Genomic DNA, 20045 nt, shown 5'->3' on the forward strand with positions numbered 1-20045 from the left:
CGGCCAACGATCAACAATTTTCAATTGCTTTCGGCTTCGTTGCCTGCACTTTTCTTCGACAGCAACCAACCGCTTTTCAACAGGCCATTTTCGCGATAAGCTTTCATTTCGTTTGACAATTTCTCTGCATCGGCAGCTTCCCATTTTTTTGACATCAAGCCGCTCAAATCCGGCTTGCCGGCATCTACCCAGGCCGTGTACCAAAAATCAGCGACAAGGTTAGCAGCGTGTTTGGTTTGTTCGTTCACCGCGCCTTGAATGCGTGCGCCGTAGGCTCGTGCAAAGGCCGTTGAATACGATTTTACTTCGCGGCCGCTGCGCATTTGAATGCGGTATTTTGTTGAGTCGGCAAAGCCAAGACTTACTTCCCGTTCGATGTTGACAACATCGGAAACCAACTTTGCCGCACGGCGCACAGCCTTCCAAATTTCTTTTGCGGGATGCTTTAAATATTTTGCTTTTTTCTGTCCTTCCAAATCAAAACCCTGGATCATGAGTTCAGGCACGGTGCTTTCCCAAAGCGAATGCAAACCTTTTTGATTCGTCAGTTGTCCGTCGTAATTAACGGAAGTATGCAAGGGCACGTTGGCGTCTTCTACGTAGTGCGCAAGGTCGGTGGCGTAAAACAAAATACTGTCCCTGTCGCCTTTGCGAAAAGCGTTGGTCAAACGGTCTTTCATTGTTATCACCCAATACGGAACGTAGCCGTACTTCAACAGTGTATCCTTTGAATATTTGGCAACGGCATCATCCCAATCCATCGGCATTTTGTTCGCGGCGTTTTTGCCGTACATCTCCAAATCAATAAAGTGTTTTGAGGCTTCTGTTGGGTCGCTATTCCGCCTTTCATCGGGCCGTACCGCGTTGCGAACCACAGACGCCATGTTCTGCGCAAAGAAGGGTTGCATTTCTTTCGGCAACTGGTAAACTGAAAGCTGCGTAATGGTGCGGTGCATGAGAAAGCCCCAGCTTCCGCAAAAAATTAAAAGCGCAACGGAAAGACAGGGAACAAGTTTACGGTGGAGTGATTTCATTGTTTCATTATTTAGACGGCTCGTGATCCTTATCCAAAGATAGCGTTCAGCAAACCGGCCAGCCGCACGCCGCCTTTTAGCAATTGCTCGTTCACGGATTTGATGTGACGGAAGTTGTAGTCGTAACTTAATTTCTGATCCTTCTCCGTGATCTCGGGATAAAGTGTTTCCGAAACCAGATAAGACTCCGTAATCCAATCCGCAATGGAGTTTTTTTGCCAGGCCTGCCGTTGCTTGAGCGTTGTGTGATTGATAGCTGCCGTGTATTCGGTATAACTCAATTGCTGAAAATTCACCAAAGCTTCATCCCACACCGCGTGTAAATTGCTCTGATTGTTGAACCACAATACCCGCACACGGTTGCCACCTGCTGTTTCTTTTCCGCTGGCGTGAAGCGGCTGGTGCGCATCGCCCACAAAATGAATGAGCAGCTTCAAATAAAAACGCTTTTGGTCAAGCGAAAGACTTTTGGTCTTCAACTGCTTTACCACAAAATTCAGTTTTGTGTAAAGGTCAACGGCCGTGTCTTTCAGCAGGAAGGCTTTTGCGCTTTCCTTGCTTAACCCTCTCTCAAGATTGATGTAATGCCAGGGACTGAGGTAATTGTAGGTTGAATCGGATTTGATAAAGTCGGCCCAGTTTGCCGAGATGGCGATGCTTTCATCACCCAGTATTTTTTTTATTTCCGCACGGGCTTTTGCAGTAAGATAGCTGTCGGCAATTTCGCCCACAATGCGGTGGCCCAACACGCCCCAGGCAAGCGAATAAAAAGGCAGCGCAAAAAAGAAAAAAAGAAGAAGGATTTTGTTTACAGGTTTCATAAAACGAATAATGATGAATACAGAAAGGCGTCAAATGTAAACGCTTTTGCTTTGAATGAATGATTTACAACCGTGCGATGGCTTGTGCGCAGGCTTACTTTGCAAAGGGCAATTCTTTCTTCAGGCTTTCATTGCCCGTGCGGTCAACGGCGCTTACTTGCACGTGCAGCAACGGTTGCTTCTTTCCCCCACTCATCAGTGTCAACGGAAGCGTAACGCGTCTTTCATTCCGGTTCAGGATAACGTAATTCCAGGGTATATTTTGATATTGAAAATACACCATGCGGCGAAAGACGTCTTTTTCCGTTGACGGCAATAAAACAACGTTGAGCGAATCGCCCATCCGTTGAATTTTAGCCGTTGGCGCCGCAGGCGGAACGCTGTCTAACCATGGGCTTGCAGGCACCAGTGCTCTTCGTTTGTAAGGTCCGTCGGTTAAAGTTTTCTGTAATGCGGCATTCTTTATCACCTGGCCAATGCTCCAGTGAATCACGCCTTTGTCTTGCGGAAGCAAGCCTCTGTCCGTCATCAATTGATTCAACACTTCAAGCGTTGCCTTCCCGCTTGTGTCTCCCACGTTAATGCCCGGCCACAGGTGACGCTTCTTTGTATTCTCGTCGCGCCACCAACCCAGCAGCAAAGGAAAACTTGTGTTCATGCGGCTAATGGGCCAATACAGTTGTGGCGAGAAATAATCCACCCAGCCTTTGTTTAGCCAAAGTTTTGCGTCGGCGTACAAAATATCGTACTGATCAAAACAGCAAATGCCTTCGGGATAACCCGGTCGCCAGATGCCAAACGGACTCAAACCAAACTTCACCCACTTCTTTGTCTTTTTAATCTGCGTATAAAGATTGGCGATGAAAGAATTCACCGCCTCCCGCCGCCAGTCGCCGCGTGATAATTTACCGCCGGCTTTTTGATACGCAGCATAGCTTGCACTGTCTGGGAAATCTTCGCCCTTGTTGTATTCTTTATAAGGATAGAAATAATCGTCGAAGTGAACGCCGTCAATGTCATAACGCTTAACGATGTCGAGAACAACGGCCGTGGCGTGTTCCTTTGTTCCTTTCAGGGAAGGATCGAACCACCAATAGCCCGTGTCTTTTAACGGAAGAACGAGGGCCGGTTTTCTTTTGACAATCGAACTGTCGGTTACCGGCCCGCCTGCCGGATGATGCGCACGGTAAGGATTGAGCCACACGTGCAGTTCAAGCCCGCGGTCATGCGCCGCTTCCACCCAAAATTTCAAGGGATCGTAAAAAGGCTCCGGCGCTTTGCCTTGTGTGCCCGTTAAAAAATAACTCCAGGGCTCAAGGCTGCTTTGGTACAGCGCATCGGCTTGCGGCCTCACCTGAAAAACGACGGCGTTAAAATTATTTGCCTTTAAAAAATCAAGCAAGGCAACGGCTTCTTTTTGTTGGCTGTCAACCGGCAAACCGGGACGGCTCGGCCAGTTGATGTTGGCCACCGTTGCCACCCATGCGGCACGAAATTCACGTTCGGCTTTTGGCAGCGCGGCCAGAACCGTTGGCGGGAAATTTTGTGCGTTTGTTGTTTGAATGAAAGAAAAAAGAACGAAGAGGAAAGGAAAACGGCGAAGAATTTTTTTCGTCATGGCGGTGAACTTGAACGCCAAACATAAATGGTTTTTGCGAAAGCGTTTCGCAGCGGAGTGAACAAAGATTTTTGTACCAGAAGTTCATTTTTCTATTAAGCATCGTTGCGTCGCACTCTTGTGCGCTTTGTACGCTGCGCAGCAAAAAGCAAACGATAAATTTCTGCCTGTCGTTTCACTTTTTACCGCCAACTTTATCAGCATCATTAATCTTTATGAAAAGGATTTTGTTTTATACCTCTATTGCTGCTTTCATTCTTCTCCTTGCCTCATTTAAAAAAGATTCACCGCAAGCCTGGATACGCATCAACCTTCTCGGCTACAAACCTTCTTCGCCAAAAGTAGCCGTGTGGTGCGCAAAGAAAGACGCAACGATAAAAACTTTTCAACTTCTTGATGCCACAACGAACAACGTTGTGCTGACAGGCAATGCAGGCAAAGCTTTTGGTGCATACGGACCTTTTTCGCAAACCTATCGCCTCAATTTTTCATACTTTACAAAGCCTGGCACGTACAAATTAAAAGTTGGCGAAACCGAATCACCAACATTCAACATAGGCAATGACGTGTACAAAGGCGCGGCAGATTTTTGTTTACGCTACATGCGCCAGCAGCGTTGCGGCTTCAATCCTTTTTTGAAAGACAGTTGCCACACCCACGGTTGTTACAGTTTGTACGGTGCAAAATCAGGCTTGCCCGACAGCACGCATTTGAACATTTGGGGCGGCTGGCACGACGCGAGTGATTACCTGCAATACAGCACCACGTCGGCCAACGCCACCTATCATTTGCTCGCTGCTTACCGCGATTTTCCAACTGTATTTACTGATGAAAAGTTAGCCAATGGTTTGGACGGCAAGAACGGTCTTGCCGATGTACTCGACGAAGCAAAGTGGGGATTGGACTGGCTCCTGCGTATGAATCCACGTGAAGGATGGATGTTCAACCAAATAGCCGATGACCGCGACCACATGGGCATGAGAATACCAAAGGAAGATTCGTTTTATGGACGCGGCTACGAACGGCCAGCGTATTTCGTTTCCGGTGAGCCGCAGCAAAGAGGAAAGTTTATGAATGCCACAACTGGCGTTTCTTCTACATCTGGAAAATTCGCAAGTGCGTTTGCATTAGGTAATATGATTTTTCGAATACGTGATTCTGCTTTTGCAAAGACATTATTTTATAAAGCAAAGTCAGCGTATCGTTACTACAACGAAAAAGAAGGCGTATCACAAACTGCATCCGTAAAATCACCTTACATCTATGCGGAAGAAAACTGGACTGATGACAAGGAGTTAGGATGGGCAAGCATTTGCCAAATGGATTTAGAAAACGGAACTGGTAATTGCGGCAATCAATTCGATGGTTTAATGTATTGGCCAAAAAAAGAAGCGATTACTCCCTGGCTTGGCAAAGACACTGCAAACCATTACCAATGGTATCCTTTTATAAACATTGGTCATTATGAAACGGCTAAACTCATAAAAAGAGAGTTGAGCAAACCAAATCCTAAAATTAATTTTTCAATCATCACCGGCTATTACAAAACCGGCATTGAAAGAGTTTGGGCTAAAGCAAAACAAAATGCTTTCTATCGCGGAGTGCCATTTATCTGGTGCAGCAACAACCTCACAACCGCCTTCGCCATTCAATGTTATTGGTACAAGAAATTAACAAAGGACAAAATCTTTGAAGAATTTGAACAGGCAAACTTTGACTGGATTTTTGGCTGCAATCCCTGGGGCACGTCAATGGTTTACGGCCTGCCCGCGAATGGCGATACACCAACCGATCCGCATTCGGCCTTCACGCACATCGGCCATTACCCCATTGACGGTGGTTTGGTGGACGGCCCGGTTTATACCAGCATCTATAAAAATCTCATCGGCATCAAGCTTTACGAGCCCGATGAATACGAAGCGTTTCAAAGTGGCCTTGCGGTTTACCACGACGACTACGGCGATTACAGCACCAACGAGCCCACGATGGACGGCACGGCTTCGCTCATTTATTTGCTTGCGGCCAAAGAAGCCGAAGTGAAACAACACCTTTCAAAAAAGAAATAAGAGCGGCACAAAACATCTGCCCTTTATTTCCCACATTTGATTATGATTACGGCATTAACCAACGGCATTTTATTTACCGGAACGGAAAGGATTGAAAACAAAGCTTTGTTGTTTGACGAGGAAGGCATCAGGGAAATCGTCGGAAACAACAAGATACCCACCGATGCAACAATCATTGATTGCAAAGGTGTCTATGTTGCACCGGGACTGATTGACTTGCAGATTTACGGTGCCGGCGGTTACCTCTTCTCTGCAAAACCATCCGCAGAAGCTTTGCAAGCCATCACCGATGCCATTGTGCAGAGCGGCACCACAAGCTTTTTGCTTACGCTTGCCACCAACTCTGTTCCCATTTACCGCGACGCGATTCATACCGTGCGGTACAATCCGCATCCGGCTTTGTTGGGCCTGCATCTGGAAGGCCCGTATATCAATCAAGAGAAAAAAGGCGCACACCTTGAAGAATTTATTAAGGTGCCAACAACCGAAGAAGTAGAAGCCATGTGCGACGAGGCCCAAGGCATTTTAAAAATGGTGACGCTTGCACCAGAAGTAACCGATCCTTCTGTAATTCGGCTTTTGGTAAACAATGGTGTAATAGTTTCGGCGGGACACAGCAACGCCACTTACGAAGAAGGCCTGAAAGGTTTTGAAGCCGGCATTCAAACCGTCACGCATTTTTTCAACGCGATGTCTTCCCTGCACCACCGCGCCACCGGCCTGCCCGGCGCAACAGCGGTAGCCAATGTTTATGCCAGCATTATAGCTGACGGCATTCACGTAGATTATTCTACCGTCGTTCTAAGTAAAAAAATGCTTGGCGAAAAACTTTTTCTCATTACCGACGCGGTGGAAGAAAGTTCGGAAGGCCCTTACCTGCACGTAAAAACCGAAGACCGCTTTACACTGCCCGACGGAACGCTTTCAGGCTCAAAACTTACCTTGTTGCAAGCCGTAAAAAATTGCGTGCAGCATTGCAGCATTCCCTTGGACGAAGCCCTGCGCATGGCTTCTACTTATCCCGCCAATCTTCTCGGCACACAAGATTTGGGAAGATTCGAAGCCGGCGCAAAAGCCAACATTCTTTTGTTTGATGAAGACTTCAACGTCCTCGGCGTTTACCTTGAAGGAAAGAATCAACAGTAATTAGATGACAGATGGGAGTGAAGGGTGATGGTGTTGATCGTTGGCCGTTGGCCGAAGAGAAACTCTATCTTGAAATTTCTATCAACGAACAACGGCCAACGGTTCCTGCTGTCATCCGTCATCGTTCATCCCTCATCCCCCAGCTTAAAGATTTCTTAAAAAAGCCGGCTGCCCTGTTTTGCTGCGACCGAAGCCTGCGGCCTCTTCTTTAATCAAAATTGAAACTTGCCGCCAACTGCTATCTTTGCCGCCTTTAATAAGGATACAGAATGAAGTTTGACCGCAATACCGTTATTGGTTTTGTTCTTCTTGCGCTGCTTTTCTTGGGCATGTTTTGGTTTAACAGCAAGGAACAAAACCGCTATCTCGCCGAGAAACACAAAACAGACGAGATAAAAAGAATTCAGGACAGCACCAAAAGAGCGACTGACTCAATAGCCCGCTTTCAACAACTGGACACATTAAAAACACCGGTGCAGGTTGTGCATACCGCAGCCGACAGCGCCGGTTTTCAGCAGGCCTTGCAAGGAACCGAGGCAACAACGACCGCTGAAAACGATTTGATCAAAGTGGTGTTCACCAACAAAGGCGGACAACCCAAGCTGGTAGAATTGAAAAAATTCAAAGGCCCTGACAGCTCGGACGTGAAGTTGGGCGCTACCGATTTCGACCGCATCAATTACACCATTGCGGCCGCGCAAAACAAAACCGTTGCCGTTGACAGCCTTTATTTTTCAGCACCTGAAAAAGCAACGGCAGCCGATGGTTCAACAACGGTTACGTACCGTGCCCGTTCCGCCGAAGGCAAAGAGATCGTTCACCAGTTTGTGATTCACCCGAACAATTACATGGTGGACTTTACCATCAGCATTGACGGGGCGCAACAAGTAATTGGCGGCAATACGCTCAACCTCACCTGGCAGGCCAATGCGGTGCAGCAACAAAAAGACATTTCTTACGAAAGAGGGCAGTCGAAAATCGGTTACCGCTTCGAGGGCAATTTTGACAATCATACCGCCATTGGCGGCGGCAGCAAGGAGTTCAAAAGCACGGTAAACTGGGTGGCCGTAAAGCAACAGTTTTTCAATTATACCCTGTTGGCCAAAAACGGTTTTAGCAGCGGCAATCTTATTTGGTCGGCGCCTACCGACAGCAGCAACATTGTGGCGCAAGCAACGGCCAACATGCAATTGCCTTTGCAAAACAACAAAGCCGAACTGGCTTTTTATTACGGCCCGAACGATTACACCACGCTAAAGCAATACCACAACGACATGGAAGACATGGTGGATTTGGGCAGCGGCATGTTTGCCTTTGTCAAATACATCAACCGCTTCATCATCCTTCCGGCCTTTAATTTTTTCAGCAAGTTTACGCCCAACTACGGCATTGCCATTTTGCTGCTTACGCTTCTCATTCGGTTAATCATTTCGCCGTTAACGTACAGCAGTTATTTGAGCGGCGCCAAAATGAAAGTCTTACGACCGGAGATTGAGCAACTGAAAGTTAAAACTGGCGGCGACCAGCAGGCCATGAGCATGGAGCAAATGAAGCTCTTTCGCGAAGCCGGCGTAAACCCGCTGGGTGGCTGTATTCCGGCGTTGTTTCAAGTCCCGATTTTCTTTGCCCTGTACAGCTTTTTTAACTCCAACGTGGCCTTGCGCGGACAAGGTTTTTTGTGGGCGAACGACCTTTCGCAGTACGACTCCATCTTCCACATCCCGTTCAGCATTCCGCTCTACGGCGACCACGTAAGTTTGTTCACCATCACCGCGGTTCTCACGTCTTTCCTCATTTCGCTTTACAGCATGAGCATGACGCCCGACCAAGGCAATCCGGTGATGAAGTACATGCCGTACTTTTTCCCTTTCATCCTGTTGTTTGTGTTCAACAAATTGCCCGCGGGTTTAACCTGGTACTACACGGTATCAAACCTGATTACGCTGGGCTTGCAGTTCGTCATTCAGACTTACATCATTGACCACGACAAGATCCTGGCAAAAATGGAAGCCAACCGCAAAAAGCCCAAGACGAAAAGCAAGTGGGCCGAACGGATGGAGCAGATGCAGGAGCAACAAAAGCAAGTGCAGCAGCAACGAAAGAAATAATTACGCATTCAAATACTTCAAAGCCCAATCAGACTTCATGATTGGGCTTTTTCTTTTATGAACCAAGCGTTCACCTATTTATTTAGCTTTCGTTGCGTCGCACTCTTGTACGTTCGGTAAGTCTATTCAGCGCCGTCAGGCGCTGCATCTTGGTAGAAGATGACGAGCAGACAATACCTCACGGCTCCGTAGGAGCCGAATGAAGAGTGCGACGCAACAGGCGATGCCATGAAAAACAAAAGCCCGGTACATAAAAATTTCTTTGTGCCTTTGCCGCTTCGCGTCTTTGCGTGAAGCCTTCTTCCTGCGCCGCATTTCATACGTCCTTTTCTTCAACTCATACACAGCCTTCTTTCTCCTGCGAATGCGCGGGAATAGCTTGCAGCCAATTCAAACACAGCTTATGAAACAGAAAGACGCTGCCACGCTACTGAACGCAACGGCCATTGTGTTGCTGTTGCTGGCCTCCGTTGTTTTTCATGTACAGCGGGCATTGAACGCAAAAAAGAAGACACCGGCCGCCTTTGGCAAAAGCCTGCATTTTTCGGAGGCGGCTTGCTGCGCTACGTTTCTTCCTGCGTTTCCCGCGCTGTTGCTCACACACGAAAATTTCTCTCACCATAAACCAAACCAAAAATGCGTAATGTAAATGCCGCCGCGGCCCTTGCCGCCATCGTTCTTGCAGGCGCCTTGTATGCCTGCAGCAACGCCAAATCATCAGAAAAAAAAGAAGAGCCCATCCCGACCCAGGCCGAAATGGTAAAGCGCGGCGAGTACCTCGTGAACAGCATTGGCTGCGACGATTGTCACTCTCCCAAACGAATGGGCGCACACGGTCCCGAAGTAATTCCTGAAACACGCTTCGGCGGCTACCCCGCAAGCCGTCCTGTTGTAAAACCCGATGGAGCAGACCTGAAAAAAGGTTACATGATGCTGGGCGGTGACCTGACTTCCGCGGTTGGTCCCTGGGGCATCTCCTTTGCCGCCAACATCAGTTCAGACGAAACCGGCATCGGAAACTGGACGGAGCAAAATTTTATCACCGCCATTCGTCACGGAAAGTCAAAAGGCTTGGAGAACGGCCGCGACTTGTTGCCGCCCATGCCCTGGTTCAACTTTGCCAAGCTTACCGACGAAGATCTAAAGTCCGTCTTTGCATATTTAAAAAGCACCACACCTGTCTCAAACGTAGTGCCCGCGCCTATTCCGCCAACCGGCGCGAAGTAGCGGAAAGCAATCAGCAATGAGCAATTGGCAATGGACAGCCCTGGTGTGATTGGTACGTCATTACCATAACGATGGTTTCGTTTGGATGCGTACCGGTTGCTTGTTGCTCATTGCTGATTGCTTATTTCTAACAGGCGATTGCTATTTTTTTATCATGCAATTCATACGCGGTTTTCCACAGTTCATCCAACCGAAAGAAAGAGCCGTAACGACGGTCACGTTTTGTACGGAGAAAACTCGGTAATTTGAAATACAGATGAGACTGAAGCTTCCTGAATACAGCGGCAAAGATTACTTCGTGTGGGCCGTCACCCTCTTGCCGTTTACCATGGCGCTCAACAGCATTATTTTTGGCAGCCGCTATTTTACCGACGGAACCATTTTTTTACCCACAACGCTCATCTCCGCTTTTGTTTTCACGCTTGATTTTACAGCCTGCGGCGGCATTGCGCTTTTGCTTCGCCGCCGTATGCCGCACGAAGAACAGACCTCGCGGCGCTTGTTCCTGATGATTTTTTGCTTTGTTGATTTAAGCGGCGTGTTCTTGCTCACGCTTTTTCACGGCTACGAAATTTTTCCTTCCTTCAATTACACCTTCAACGAAAAAGGTTTCATCTGGGCTTACGTGTGCATGGCCATCATCAACATTTTTTTAACGCTGTTGATGGAAGGCATCTCCCGCTACAACAACTGGCGCGAAAACCTGAAAGAAACCGAACAAATAAAAAAGACCTTTACGCAAAGCCAGTTGCTTGGCTTAAAAAGCCAGGTAAACCCGCATTTTTTGTTCAACAGTTTAAACACGCTTTCCTCGCTCATTCAGGAAGACGAAGGCGAAGCGGAAGTTTTTTTAAACGAAATGAGCAAGGTCTATCGCTACATGCTGCGCGGCGACGACGAGCAACTCGTGACCCTGCAAACGGAAGTAAAATTCATCGGCTCATACACGCACTTACTCGAAAAACGTTTTGGTCAAAGCCTGCAAGTGAAATTGTGTATCGAAGAAGAAGACCTTGAAAAATTTCTGCCGCCTTTGAGTTTGCAGGTACTTATTGAAAACGCCTTCTCGCAAAACAGCATGACCAAAGCAAAGCCGCTGGTGATAAACGTTTGCTCAAACAGCACGAACGAAATCCGGGTGTGCAACAACCGCCAGCCCAAGATGATCAGCAACGACATGGACATTGAAAGCGGGTTGGACAACCTGGTGGCGAAATACCGGTTGCTGAACGCGGCCAGCGTAGTAATCAACGATGAAGAAACCCAACGCTGCATATCGTTGCCGCTGCTGCGAGAAAAGGGAGGCGAAGCATGATGCAGGAATTAAAACCAAACCGTCTTCAGACTTACAGTTTCATCGCCTCCATGCCGGTCATTGACTTTGTGCTGAATTTTATTTTGTACGACAACGAAATCTTTCACAAAAGCACAATATGGCTTTACTCCTTTCCACTGATTTATTTCATCGGCATTGGATCGTGGCGGGCACAGGTGGCGCTGCAAAACTGGATTCAACACCGCTATCCAACGCTGAAACAAACCCGCAACCGCGTGGAGCGACTACTCTTATTGGTAATTCCGACCATGTCGGTCTCTATCTTGTTCATCTTTTTTCTGTACGACCGTTTTCACATCATTGATTACAGCATCAAACCAAACGACCTTGAATACGGCTTGATGGTGGGCTTTAGCGTGAACCTCGTTTTTGTAACGCTGTTCGAAGTGGATTACGTGGTGGAGCGGATGAAGGAAAGCATTTTGGAAAAAGAAAGCCTGAAGCAGGAAGCGATGCAACACGAATTTGATTCGTTGAAGAACCAGGTGAACCCGCACTTTTTGTTCAACTGCTTCAACACGCTTTCCTCGCTCATCAGCGAAGACAAGCAACGGGCCGAAGTTTTTTTAAACGAATTAAGCAAAGTCTATCGCTACCTGTTGCGCAACAACGAAGACGGCTTAAGCACGGTAGAGAACGAAATCCGTTTCATCCGTTCCTATTACGGTTTACTGAAAACGCGGCACGGCGAAGCTTTGCAACTCACCATTGAAATTGACAAACGTTATCACTCTTACCTGCTGCCTTCGCTTACGCTGCAACTGCTGGTGGAAAACGTGGTGAAGCACAACGTCATTTCCAAAACATACCCGCTGGTGATTGAAATTTTTACAACGGCTGGCAACAAACTGGTGGTGAACAACAACCTGCAACGACGCACTGTAAAAGCACCGAGCAACCGCGTGGGTCTTGACAACATCAAAGCCAAGTACGAGTTGCTGAATCAAAAAGGTTTTCAGGTAATGGAAGACGGCAAGAATTTTACCGTGGTGCTGCCGCTGATCTGGAACAACGCCAACGAGGCCGAACGCTGGCTTTTAAAAGAAACTAAATACAACTGAATATGAACATCCTTATTGTTGAAGACGAAGAACTGGCTGTAAAAAAACTGCAGAAAACCCTGGCCGGCGTTGACCCTTCTGCGAACGTGGTAGGCGTTACCGACAGCATTCAGGGCACGGTGGACTGGCTGCAGGCCAACAACAACGCCGACCTTATTCTGATGGACATTGAACTGGCCGACGGACAAAGCTTTGAAGTATTTAACCAGGTGGAAGTTCGTGCGCCGGTCATCTTCACCACTTCCTACGACGAATATGCGCTGAAGGCGTTTAAGGTTAATTCGGTTGATTATTTGCTGAAGCCTGTGCAAACCGAAGACCTGCAAGCGGCCTTAAACAAATACAAAAAACTGGCAGGCGAACGCAAGCCCGATATTCAATTAGAATCATTGATGAAACAATTGCAGCAGCAACTGCAACCCAAAGAATACCGCAAACGGTTTTTGGTGAAGCACGCCCAAAAGCTGGTATCCATTGACACGGATGAAATTGCTTATTTCTACAGCGACGGCCGCCTGAACTTTTTTAAAACCACAGACAACAAAAAGTTTGTGGTGGATTATACGATGGAAGAACTGGAAGACATGCTTAACCCCGACAAGTTCTTCCGCATTTCGCGTTCGTTTTACGTGAGCATTGAGGCCATTGAAAAGATTGACGACTACTTTGGCAACCGGCTCATTCTTCAGTTAAAACCGGCAGTGGATAAGGAGGCATTGGTGAGCCGCGAGAAGGTGAGCGACTTTAAAAAGTGGATGGGGAAGTAAGCCATTGGCAACGGATATAACATCTTCACAGTTTGCGCCACAGTTTTGCCACGCATTTGCTGGAGAAGGGCGTGGCCATTCATTTCATTCAGGATTTATTGGGTCATTTCAGCATTAAAACAACCGCTCGGTATTTGCACGTAACGAAAGAGAAGCTGGTGAATATCCTCAGTCCTTTGGATGATTTGTGGAAAGACCAGCGTGAAATTTAGTTTCATTGCCGACATTTCGCGGGTTGTATTGCCGACATTGGGTTTTCGCGGTTGCCTTTTGCTTCCCGTTGATTTTGAAGGACTTAATTTTTTGGAAGAAAGGAAGATGTCGGCTAATATTGTGTTATGTGCTATTGATTGCAGCACCAAAATTGTTTAAGTGTGACCAAGTATAACCAAGACACAATTTTAGCTGCACACAAACATTCAATTAGACATAGGCAAGAAGTTTTGCAAAGTGACAACTGCTGCTGCTTTTATTGCCAGACAGTCTTCAAGCCTGGCGACATTCAGGAGTGGACAGACGACGAGCAGACAGCACTTTGTCCTAATTGTGGTATTGACGCTGTAATTGGGCACACTTCAGGTTACAGCGTGACCGATAAAAACTTTTTGTTACAAATGCATCAATACTGGTTTAACTATCGTGACATGAAACTTGTCGAACTGTTATTAGAAATTTTCGGCTGGTTGCAAATCGTAGTAGCTGCGACACTTGGAGCTGGACTTATTGCTTTTGTTGTCTTTTTAAAATGGAGCAACGAGACAGGAAAAATCGTTGCTATTGTAATTGCCTCTGTCGGTTTTATTTTAGGTTGTATTTGGGCGACAAAAATTTGGAAGAAGCACGGAACAATAAATTGGTTGTCCAGAATTAGAAGAATTTCTTAGCCGACAAACAGCACATAACAGCAGTTTTGCAATAGGCTGGCAGACGAAAAAGCAATCGACTGCAAATTGCTAATCAGCACCGGTTATCAGCAGGACGACATAAATTGAGCTTTAGTTGTTATTTTCATCATCAGTAATTCAAATCAGCTTTTGTACCGGGCAGACAAAACACAGAAGTCCAGCCCATCGCAAAGCTGATAACCGTTGTGCGTCACCTCCAATCAAAATCTTTTAGCTGCTTAAAGTACTCAAGTAACAGTCATTTAATTTTCAGCCTTCCTTCTATCCGCATCATTGGCTCCGCGGTTTGTCCATTTCACATTTTGCCATCCTCTTCAAATGGCAAGACGGCCGCGATTGCAATCACGGCCCGTCCTTTCATAACAACACAAAACTACTTTCCCAAAATACCGTCCACCGTTATCGCTACGTAATACAAGGCGCCCAGGGTTGGGCCACCGGCATACTGAATGTAGCGGTGGTTTAAAATATTCGCGCCGCCAGCCTTTACGGTTGATTTCAACTTCGGCAGGCGTAGGTTTACCTGTGCATCAATTGTGTTGTACGCATCCACGTCGCCCGTTACAAGAGGACTCTCCCACAGAAACGCATCCTGCCAGTGCCATACAATGTTGAAGCCAACGTTCTTCACCACTTCGCGGTTGCCAAACGAAACGTTGGTAAACCATTCCGGTGTATTAAAAGCCGTGGCAAAAATATCTGTGCCGCTTGCCTGCTCCATTTTGTTGTAGCTAACGTTTCCCCACACCGTAAATTTTTTATATAAGTTATACGTTACACCCAGCGCCGAACCAAAATTGTTGTATGCATTTTTTGCGTTCGTGTAAACGCGGTAACGGTCCTGGCCTTTGCTGGCTGCCGTTGTTGCGGTTGCCGCCGTTGCGTCGCGGTTGCGGTCAAGCATGGCCAGTACGGCCGCATCGGAGCCAACCGTTTCGCCTTTGGGAACGTAAACCTGCAACTGCCCTAAAAACCCTTCGTAATGATTGGCATAAGCGTCCAAATCAATGAGCACTTTGTTGTCAAACAGCACTCCTTTGTAACCGACTTCGAAGGAACGAATGCTTTCCGGTCTTGCCTTCGGGAGATTGGCAACTTGCAACAGGCCCTTGCTTGCCAGCGCTGCGCTGTCGGAGTTGCCCGCTGCGCTTACCGCCGCATTAAAGTTTACAACCGACGCTTGCGTGTAACTGTTCTCCAAATACCCCAAACCTTGATTGATATAAGAAAGGCTGCCCACTCTTTTCACGCGGCCGTTGTTCACGTACGAAAGGGCTTCAAACAGCGAGGGGAAACGATAACCCTGTTGATACGTAAAACGAATGTTGTGTTTCTGCGCAATGGTGTAAACGGCGGCCAAGCGCGGCGTAAACTTTGGATCAAATTCCGGGTTGTAATCGTAACGCAAAGAGCCGAACAATTTCAATTTTTGGTCGAAGAAAGTTTTGGTGGCTTGCGTAAACGCACCAAACTTTCGGTAATAAACGTTGCTGCCGAAACTGCCGTCTTTTTCCGGCTTGTTGCGCTCTTCAATCGGACGATCAAAGTCAACGAAATTGTTTCCGTCGGGAATGAGTTCGTAGATGCGTGCATCGCCGCCAACCAACAAATCAAGCACCTTCACTTTCTTGGATAAATCCCACTGCGCTTCGGTGTGATACAAACGGCTCATTTGAAGCAGCGCGGCGCCGCCGGTTTCCGGTGCGTCGGGAATGGCGCTTGATTTAATGTCCCAGTTGTTGATTTTAATAATGGTGGCCTTCAATGCGTCAAACTCCGGCGTACCGGGTTTTACGCGGCTGGCATCGGCCTGCGTTCTTGCGTATTGCGTAGCGGCGGCAAGGTTGGCGGAGGATAACGCACCACCGTTTGCGGCCGCATAAGCCAACAAGGCGTTCTTGTATTTTGTTCCCCAGCTCGTTGCGGTTTTCGTATCCGTTGCGCCACCGCTGTACAAGTCAAGGTTGTCCGCCAAAGGCTTTACGTTGTACGAATCGCCGGTGTTTTCCAACGACACGTAACTGCGAATTAAAAAGTCGCTGCCCTTCCATTCGATCTTGTGATTTTGCACAATCACGTTGTCCAACTGCACCTTGTTTCCGCGTTGAAACACGCCGTCCATCTTGCCCACACGATAGGCATACGACAATTCCGAACCGCCTTTCAATTTGTAATAAAACGAACCGTCGAATTTTAGGTTGTCCGCTTTTGGATTGATCAAATCTTTCTCCCAATAACCGGTTCTTGCTACCCGCAAGGTTTGATTGTTCTTGCCGTTAATGGTCAAGCCACCGATGGAAACAACGTTGCTGCCGGCTAACGCATCGTCACCGTATTTGTTCCAGCCATCAAAGGCCGTATTGAATTGGCCGTTCAGTTCGGGGAAAGAAGGATTGGCGCTTTTCAGGTTGGCCGTGTTTTGGTCGAGGCGTGTGTTCGACGACCAGTCGGTCCCCTGCATATAACCGAAATTCAGTTTGAACGCAAAACGGTTGAAGGCCTTTGCGTAACGAAGAGACGTTTCAGTTAAAATGCTCGGCGAATAATCAAGGCCGTCAACGTGATTGATGCCGGTCTTTTGATAAACGCTCAGGCCTTGAGAGGTGAAGGGAGATTTGGTAAGAAGATTGGCCATGCCGTTGATGGCATTCATGCCGTACAGCGCCGAAGCCGCACCCGGCGTGATTTCCACGCTTTGAATGTCGAGTTCTGTTGGACCGATGGCGTTGCCAAGCGGCACTCCGAGTGTAGCCGCTTGCATGTCCACGCCGTCCACCAATTGCATGAAACGAAAGTTGTTTGGAATGTTGAAGCCTCTTGTATTGGGCACTTTAAACGTAAGGCTCGACGTTGTCATCTGCACACCTTTCACGTTTTCCAATGCATCATAAAAACTTGGGGCCGGACTTTCTTTAATGGCTTTGATGTCGAGTTTTTCTATCGCCACCGGCGATTTTAAAATGCTTTCTCTTACTCTCGATGCCGTAATAACTACGGCGTTGCCCAACACGGTTTGCGTAGCCAGTGCCACGTCGAGTTTTGAGTCAAGTGTGTTGACGCGAATTTCCTGTGGCGCAAAGCCAACCGACGTAAACAAAAGCGTGAACGGTAGCTTTTCTTTTGTGCGCAGTTTGAAAGAGCCGTCGTTGGCGGTAACGGTTTGCGTTTTGGTCCCTTTGATGCTAACGGTTACGCCGTTCAGCGCTTCTTTCGTGTCCTGACCGGTGACAAGACCGGAAATTTCAATGGCGTCTTGTGCGTGTAAAACATTGAGAAGAAAAAGAGCGAAGAAAAAGAAAAAGCCCTTTTTAACTGTGTGGTGTTTTGAATTGTATGCGTGGTTCATGTTGATAAATCTTTGGAAGTAAACTGTTTTATTGTGCGTTGGTTTTGCGCTCTTTAGCGTACCAGCACTGGCAAAAAACATTGACGATGGCGTATGCTACGCAACAATGCATTTCGCAATTGCCAGCGGTTGGCAAAACGGTTTGACTCAGTTGTCTAAGAGTGCGTCAAAAGAGATAATTCGTTTCTGCGTGCGGATAGAGACGTTTCAACAACATCGGTTGTGGCGGGCGAAGGATGGATGCAACTGAAGCATGGTTTTGTTTGCGTTGTTCTTCTTCATACGAATAAGCGTTGGTCTTTAAATTCTTTCGTACAAGCTATCGTTTCGTTTTACAAGGGTCGTTTATAGCAATTTGCCAATGGCTTTCCAAAGCGTGTTGCAGCTTGTAAGCATCACCAGCAATCCTACCAAAATAAACATCGTTTTAATGGGCAATTTACCCACCAGTCTTGCGGCAATGGGCGCGGCAATCAAACCGCCGATGATGAGTCCTGCAATGTCAAAAAGCGGAAGGCTTTCGAGCAGGATAAAAAAGACCATCGAGCTGACAAAGACCACAAAGAATTCGGCGAGACAAACCGAACCAATCACGTAGCGCGGGCTTCTTCGCTTCGACATCAACGTGCTCGTAACAAGCGTACCCCAACCGCCGCCGGCAAAAGCATCCATAAAGCCGCCGGTTGCGGCCAGCCAGCCGGCACGCTTTACCTTGGTTTCATAAGTTGGTTTGCTAAAGGCTTTGCGCAAAATATAAAAGCCCAGATACACCGTATAAAGCGAAAGCGGTATGCGTACATAGGTTGAATATTTCTGCCCGAAATAAGCCACCGTAGCACCGAGCGCCGCACCAACGATGCCGGGTATAACAAGCGTCTTGAATAATTTTTTATTGATGTTGCCAAAGCGGTGATGGCTATAACCCGAAACGCCGCTGGAGAAAACTCTTGCTGCGTGAACGCGGCTGCTTACGATAGCGGGATTAACGCCGATTGCTAACAAGAATGTTGTCGAAATGGTTCCGTAACCCATGCCCAGCGAACCGTCAGTCATCTGTGCCAAAAAGCCGCAGAGCAACATCATCAAAAACATTTTCGTGTCAATGAACTGCGGTATGGTTTTGATGCTGCCGATTAATTTTTCAAACGGAACGTAAGACAAAACCGTGTGCCCGATGATCATGAAGACAAAGGCAAAGAGGCAGAGGAAAACAATTTTTTGCCAGAGCTTTTGCCCGGGCTTGTTTACCTCTTCAAGCGTCATTTGCTTCGACACCAGGGTTTTTGTCAGCTCGTTTAACTGCTTAACCTTTTCTTCGAAATTGCCATTAAGATTTTCACGAATAAGACTCAGATTGGTTGCAACGCCGTTTATTTCCGCGGGTATAGCGTCGTTCAAAACTTCCTTTAAACGTTTGGCAACCGTAGGCGATTTTCCGTTGGTGGAGATAGCAATCTTCACATTGCCTTTTTGCACAACGGAGCTTAAATAAAAATCGCAGAGGTCGGGTGTGTCGGCAACGTTTACCAGTTTATTTTTCGACTTGGCGGCAAGAGCGATTTCTGCGCTTTTGCTTTTGTCGTTGATGCCGATGATGACAATGTCAGCGCCGTCAACATCGCTTTCTTCAAAAGGCCTTTCTTCCAGTTGAATGTTTGGATAATCAATCGCCAAATCTCTGATCGTTTCGTTAATGCTTGTGGCAACCAGCTTAATCTTTGTGAGCGGCGAATTGTTCAAAACCGCCGAAAGCTTTTCCAGTCCCACGTTTCCGCCACCCACAATCAAAATGGAGAGTTGCTCCAATTTGAGGAAGACGGGAAATAATTTATTGGTTTCTTGCACAAGCATATTTAGCCCTTCTGATTAAAATGTTGAACAATGTTCACGCGAAAAATATTTTGATCTTCAAGGGTATTGTTTGCCCGCCATTGGAAAATTTTCATGTACTGTGTTTGCAACGCAACGGTACGGGAGACTTTAAGATTTACGCCAACCCAGGTGCGGTTTTGATCCAGAAAACGGTTGCTGTTCCAGTAGCCGGGACTGGCCATAAACTCGTTGCCAATCACCGGCGCTACTCTTCCTCCGCGCAATGGCTTTTGCAATTCTGTGCGATAACGCATCCGCGTCACGTAATCGTAGCTGTTCATTTTCTGTCCGTTTTTTACGCCTTGTATCCAGCGTTCTTCCACACGCATCCGTTGCCAAAATACCCACTTGCCTTTCAGTGTATAATTTACTTCCTGCCAGCCGCGCCACTCGTTTTTAAAAAAGAATTCGTCGAAGTATTGTGCACCGCGATACAAGCCAAGGCCTGCGCCCACACGCCACTTGTCGGTTAGCTTATCCGACAAGCCGAGGTCCAACACTTGCTCGTTCCACCGTTGCACCCATTGTTTTAAGTGCAATTCAGTTTCGGATACAATCGTCAACCGGTTGTTGAGATGAATGTTTCCGAAATGACAAAGCCAGACTCCGTTTGTATAAATTGTTTGCCGCTGCGCTTTCAATACCGTGGGCGAAAGCATCAGCAATGCAATTGCATACCTGCTTGTTATAACGGAAACCGATTTTAAACGGAACGATATGCGGCTGGCTCCTCTCATT

General features: G+C 47.3%; 16 protein-coding genes. 10 read left to right on the top strand and 6 right to left on the bottom strand.

Translation table 11 applies throughout. The features are described from left to right. Positions 1–20: 20 nt before the first annotated feature. The 3 genes from FSB75_RS08215 to FSB75_RS08225 all read right to left on the bottom strand — a co-directional run bounded on the left by FSB75_RS08215 (position 21) and on the right by FSB75_RS08225 (position 3473). Positions 21–1034, bottom strand: a complete 1014-nt coding sequence (locus FSB75_RS08215) for a zinc dependent phospholipase C family protein (RefSeq protein WP_146785416.1) — start codon at positions 1032–1034, stop codon at positions 21–23. 29 nt (positions 1035–1063) lie between these two features. Further along, positions 1064–1855 (bottom strand): S1/P1 nuclease, encoded by a 792-nt coding sequence (locus tag FSB75_RS08220; RefSeq protein WP_146785419.1) that lies wholly within the window; start codon positions 1853–1855, stop codon positions 1064–1066. A 94-nt stretch (positions 1856–1949) separates the two neighbouring features. After that, entirely contained in the window at positions 1950–3473 is a 1524-nt protein-coding gene (locus tag FSB75_RS08225; RefSeq protein WP_146785422.1) for a glycoside hydrolase family 10 protein, read from the bottom strand. Positions 3474–3688: 215 nt separating this feature from the next. Between FSB75_RS08225 and FSB75_RS08230 the strand changes: the two genes are divergently transcribed. The 10 genes from FSB75_RS08230 (at position 3689) to FSB75_RS22020 (ending at position 14068) form a co-directional block, all read left to right on the top strand. Further along, positions 3689–5539 (top strand): glycoside hydrolase family 9 protein, encoded by a 1851-nt coding sequence (locus tag FSB75_RS08230; RefSeq protein WP_146785425.1) that lies wholly within the window; start codon positions 3689–3691, stop codon positions 5537–5539. A gap of 42 nt (positions 5540–5581) precedes the next feature. After that, positions 5582–6685: an N-acetylglucosamine-6-phosphate deacetylase gene (gene nagA, locus FSB75_RS08235; RefSeq protein WP_227990848.1), complete on the top strand. Its 1104-nt coding sequence runs from the start codon at positions 5582–5584 to the stop codon at positions 6683–6685. 269 nt (positions 6686–6954) lie between these two features. Continuing rightward, positions 6955–8793 (top strand): membrane protein insertase YidC, encoded by a 1839-nt coding sequence (yidC, locus tag FSB75_RS08240; RefSeq protein ID WP_146785452.1) that lies wholly within the window; start codon positions 6955–6957, stop codon positions 8791–8793. 403 nt (positions 8794–9196) lie between these two features. After that, entirely contained in the window at positions 9197–9442 is a 246-nt protein-coding gene (locus FSB75_RS08245) for a hypothetical protein (RefSeq protein ID WP_146785455.1), read from the top strand. Next, positions 9430–10020, top strand: a complete 591-nt coding sequence (locus FSB75_RS08250; protein ID WP_146785458.1) for a c-type cytochrome — start codon at positions 9430–9432, stop codon at positions 10018–10020. Before FSB75_RS08245 ends, FSB75_RS08250 begins: the two co-directional genes overlap by 13 nt. Positions 10021–10276: 256 nt before the next feature. Beyond that, a complete protein-coding gene (locus FSB75_RS08255; RefSeq protein ID WP_146785461.1) occupies positions 10277–11335 on the top strand; it encodes a sensor histidine kinase in 1059 nt (352 codons plus the stop codon). Further along, a complete protein-coding gene (locus FSB75_RS08260) occupies positions 11332–12417 on the top strand; it encodes a sensor histidine kinase (protein WP_146785464.1) in 1086 nt (361 codons plus the stop codon). The genes FSB75_RS08255 and FSB75_RS08260 overlap by 4 nt, the downstream gene beginning before the upstream one ends. A gap of 2 nt (positions 12418–12419) precedes the next feature. Next, positions 12420–13184 (top strand): LytR/AlgR family response regulator transcription factor, encoded by a 765-nt coding sequence (locus FSB75_RS08265; protein WP_146785467.1) that lies wholly within the window; start codon positions 12420–12422, stop codon positions 13182–13184. A 32-nt stretch (positions 13185–13216) separates the two neighbouring features. Then, complete coding sequence (locus tag FSB75_RS08270; RefSeq protein WP_146785470.1) at positions 13217–13396, top strand: tyrosine-type recombinase/integrase; 180 nt, start codon at positions 13217–13219, stop codon at positions 13394–13396. A 162-nt stretch (positions 13397–13558) separates the two neighbouring features. Next, positions 13559–14068 (top strand): hypothetical protein, encoded by a 510-nt coding sequence (locus FSB75_RS22020; protein WP_227990851.1) that lies wholly within the window; start codon positions 13559–13561, stop codon positions 14066–14068. 394 nt (positions 14069–14462) lie between these two features. On the opposite strand, the gene FSB75_RS08280 is transcribed toward FSB75_RS22020, so the two are convergent. The 3 genes from FSB75_RS08280 to FSB75_RS08290 form a co-directional block, all read right to left on the bottom strand. Continuing rightward, positions 14463–17435: a TonB-dependent receptor gene (locus tag FSB75_RS08280; protein ID WP_146785473.1), complete on the bottom strand. Its 2973-nt coding sequence runs from the start codon at positions 17433–17435 to the stop codon at positions 14463–14465. Positions 17436–17780: 345 nt separating this feature from the next. Next, positions 17781–19286, bottom strand: a complete 1506-nt coding sequence (locus FSB75_RS08285; protein ID WP_146785476.1) for a TSUP family transporter — start codon at positions 19284–19286, stop codon at positions 17781–17783. 2 nt (positions 19287–19288) lie between these two features. Continuing rightward, entirely contained in the window at positions 19289–20044 is a 756-nt protein-coding gene (locus tag FSB75_RS08290) for a DUF2490 domain-containing protein (RefSeq protein ID WP_146785479.1), read from the bottom strand. Between the last annotated feature and the right edge of the window lies 1 nt (position 20045).

Source organism: Flavisolibacter ginsenosidimutans, from assembly GCF_007970805.1.
Lineage (GTDB): Bacteria > Bacteroidota > Bacteroidia > Chitinophagales > Chitinophagaceae > Flavisolibacter > Flavisolibacter ginsenosidimutans.

Bases quoted from the DNA above. Each gene is read 5' to 3' on its own strand.
- FSB75_RS08250 (WP_146785458.1), top strand. From the start codon at position 9,430: ATGCGTAATGTAAATGCCGCCGCGGCCCTTGCCGCCATCGTTCTTGCA.
- FSB75_RS08290 (WP_146785479.1), bottom strand. From the start codon at position 20,044: ATGAGAGGAGCCAGCCGCATATCGTTCCGTTTAAAATCGGTTTCCGTT.
- FSB75_RS08265 (WP_146785467.1), top strand. From the start codon at position 12,420: ATGAACATCCTTATTGTTGAAGACGAAGAACTGGCTGTAAAAAAACTG.
- FSB75_RS08260 (WP_146785464.1), top strand. From the start codon at position 11,332: ATGATGCAGGAATTAAAACCAAACCGTCTTCAGACTTACAGTTTCATC.
- nagA (WP_227990848.1), top strand. From the start codon at position 5,582: ATGATTACGGCATTAACCAACGGCATTTTATTTACCGGAACGGAAAGG.
- yidC (WP_146785452.1), top strand. From the start codon at position 6,955: ATGAAGTTTGACCGCAATACCGTTATTGGTTTTGTTCTTCTTGCGCTG.
- FSB75_RS08245 (WP_146785455.1), top strand. From the start codon at position 9,197: ATGAAACAGAAAGACGCTGCCACGCTACTGAACGCAACGGCCATTGTG.
- FSB75_RS08225 (WP_146785422.1), bottom strand. From the start codon at position 3,473: ATGACGAAAAAAATTCTTCGCCGTTTTCCTTTCCTCTTCGTTCTTTTT.
- FSB75_RS08280 (WP_146785473.1), bottom strand. From the start codon at position 17,435: ATGAACCACGCATACAATTCAAAACACCACACAGTTAAAAAGGGCTTT.
- FSB75_RS08230 (WP_146785425.1), top strand. From the start codon at position 3,689: ATGAAAAGGATTTTGTTTTATACCTCTATTGCTGCTTTCATTCTTCTC.
- FSB75_RS08285 (WP_146785476.1), bottom strand. From the start codon at position 19,286: ATGCTTGTGCAAGAAACCAATAAATTATTTCCCGTCTTCCTCAAATTG.
- FSB75_RS08220 (WP_146785419.1), bottom strand. From the start codon at position 1,855: ATGAAACCTGTAAACAAAATCCTTCTTCTTTTTTTCTTTTTTGCGCTG.
- FSB75_RS08215 (WP_146785416.1), bottom strand. From the start codon at position 1,034: ATGAAATCACTCCACCGTAAACTTGTTCCCTGTCTTTCCGTTGCGCTT.
- FSB75_RS08255 (WP_146785461.1), top strand. From the start codon at position 10,277: ATGAGACTGAAGCTTCCTGAATACAGCGGCAAAGATTACTTCGTGTGG.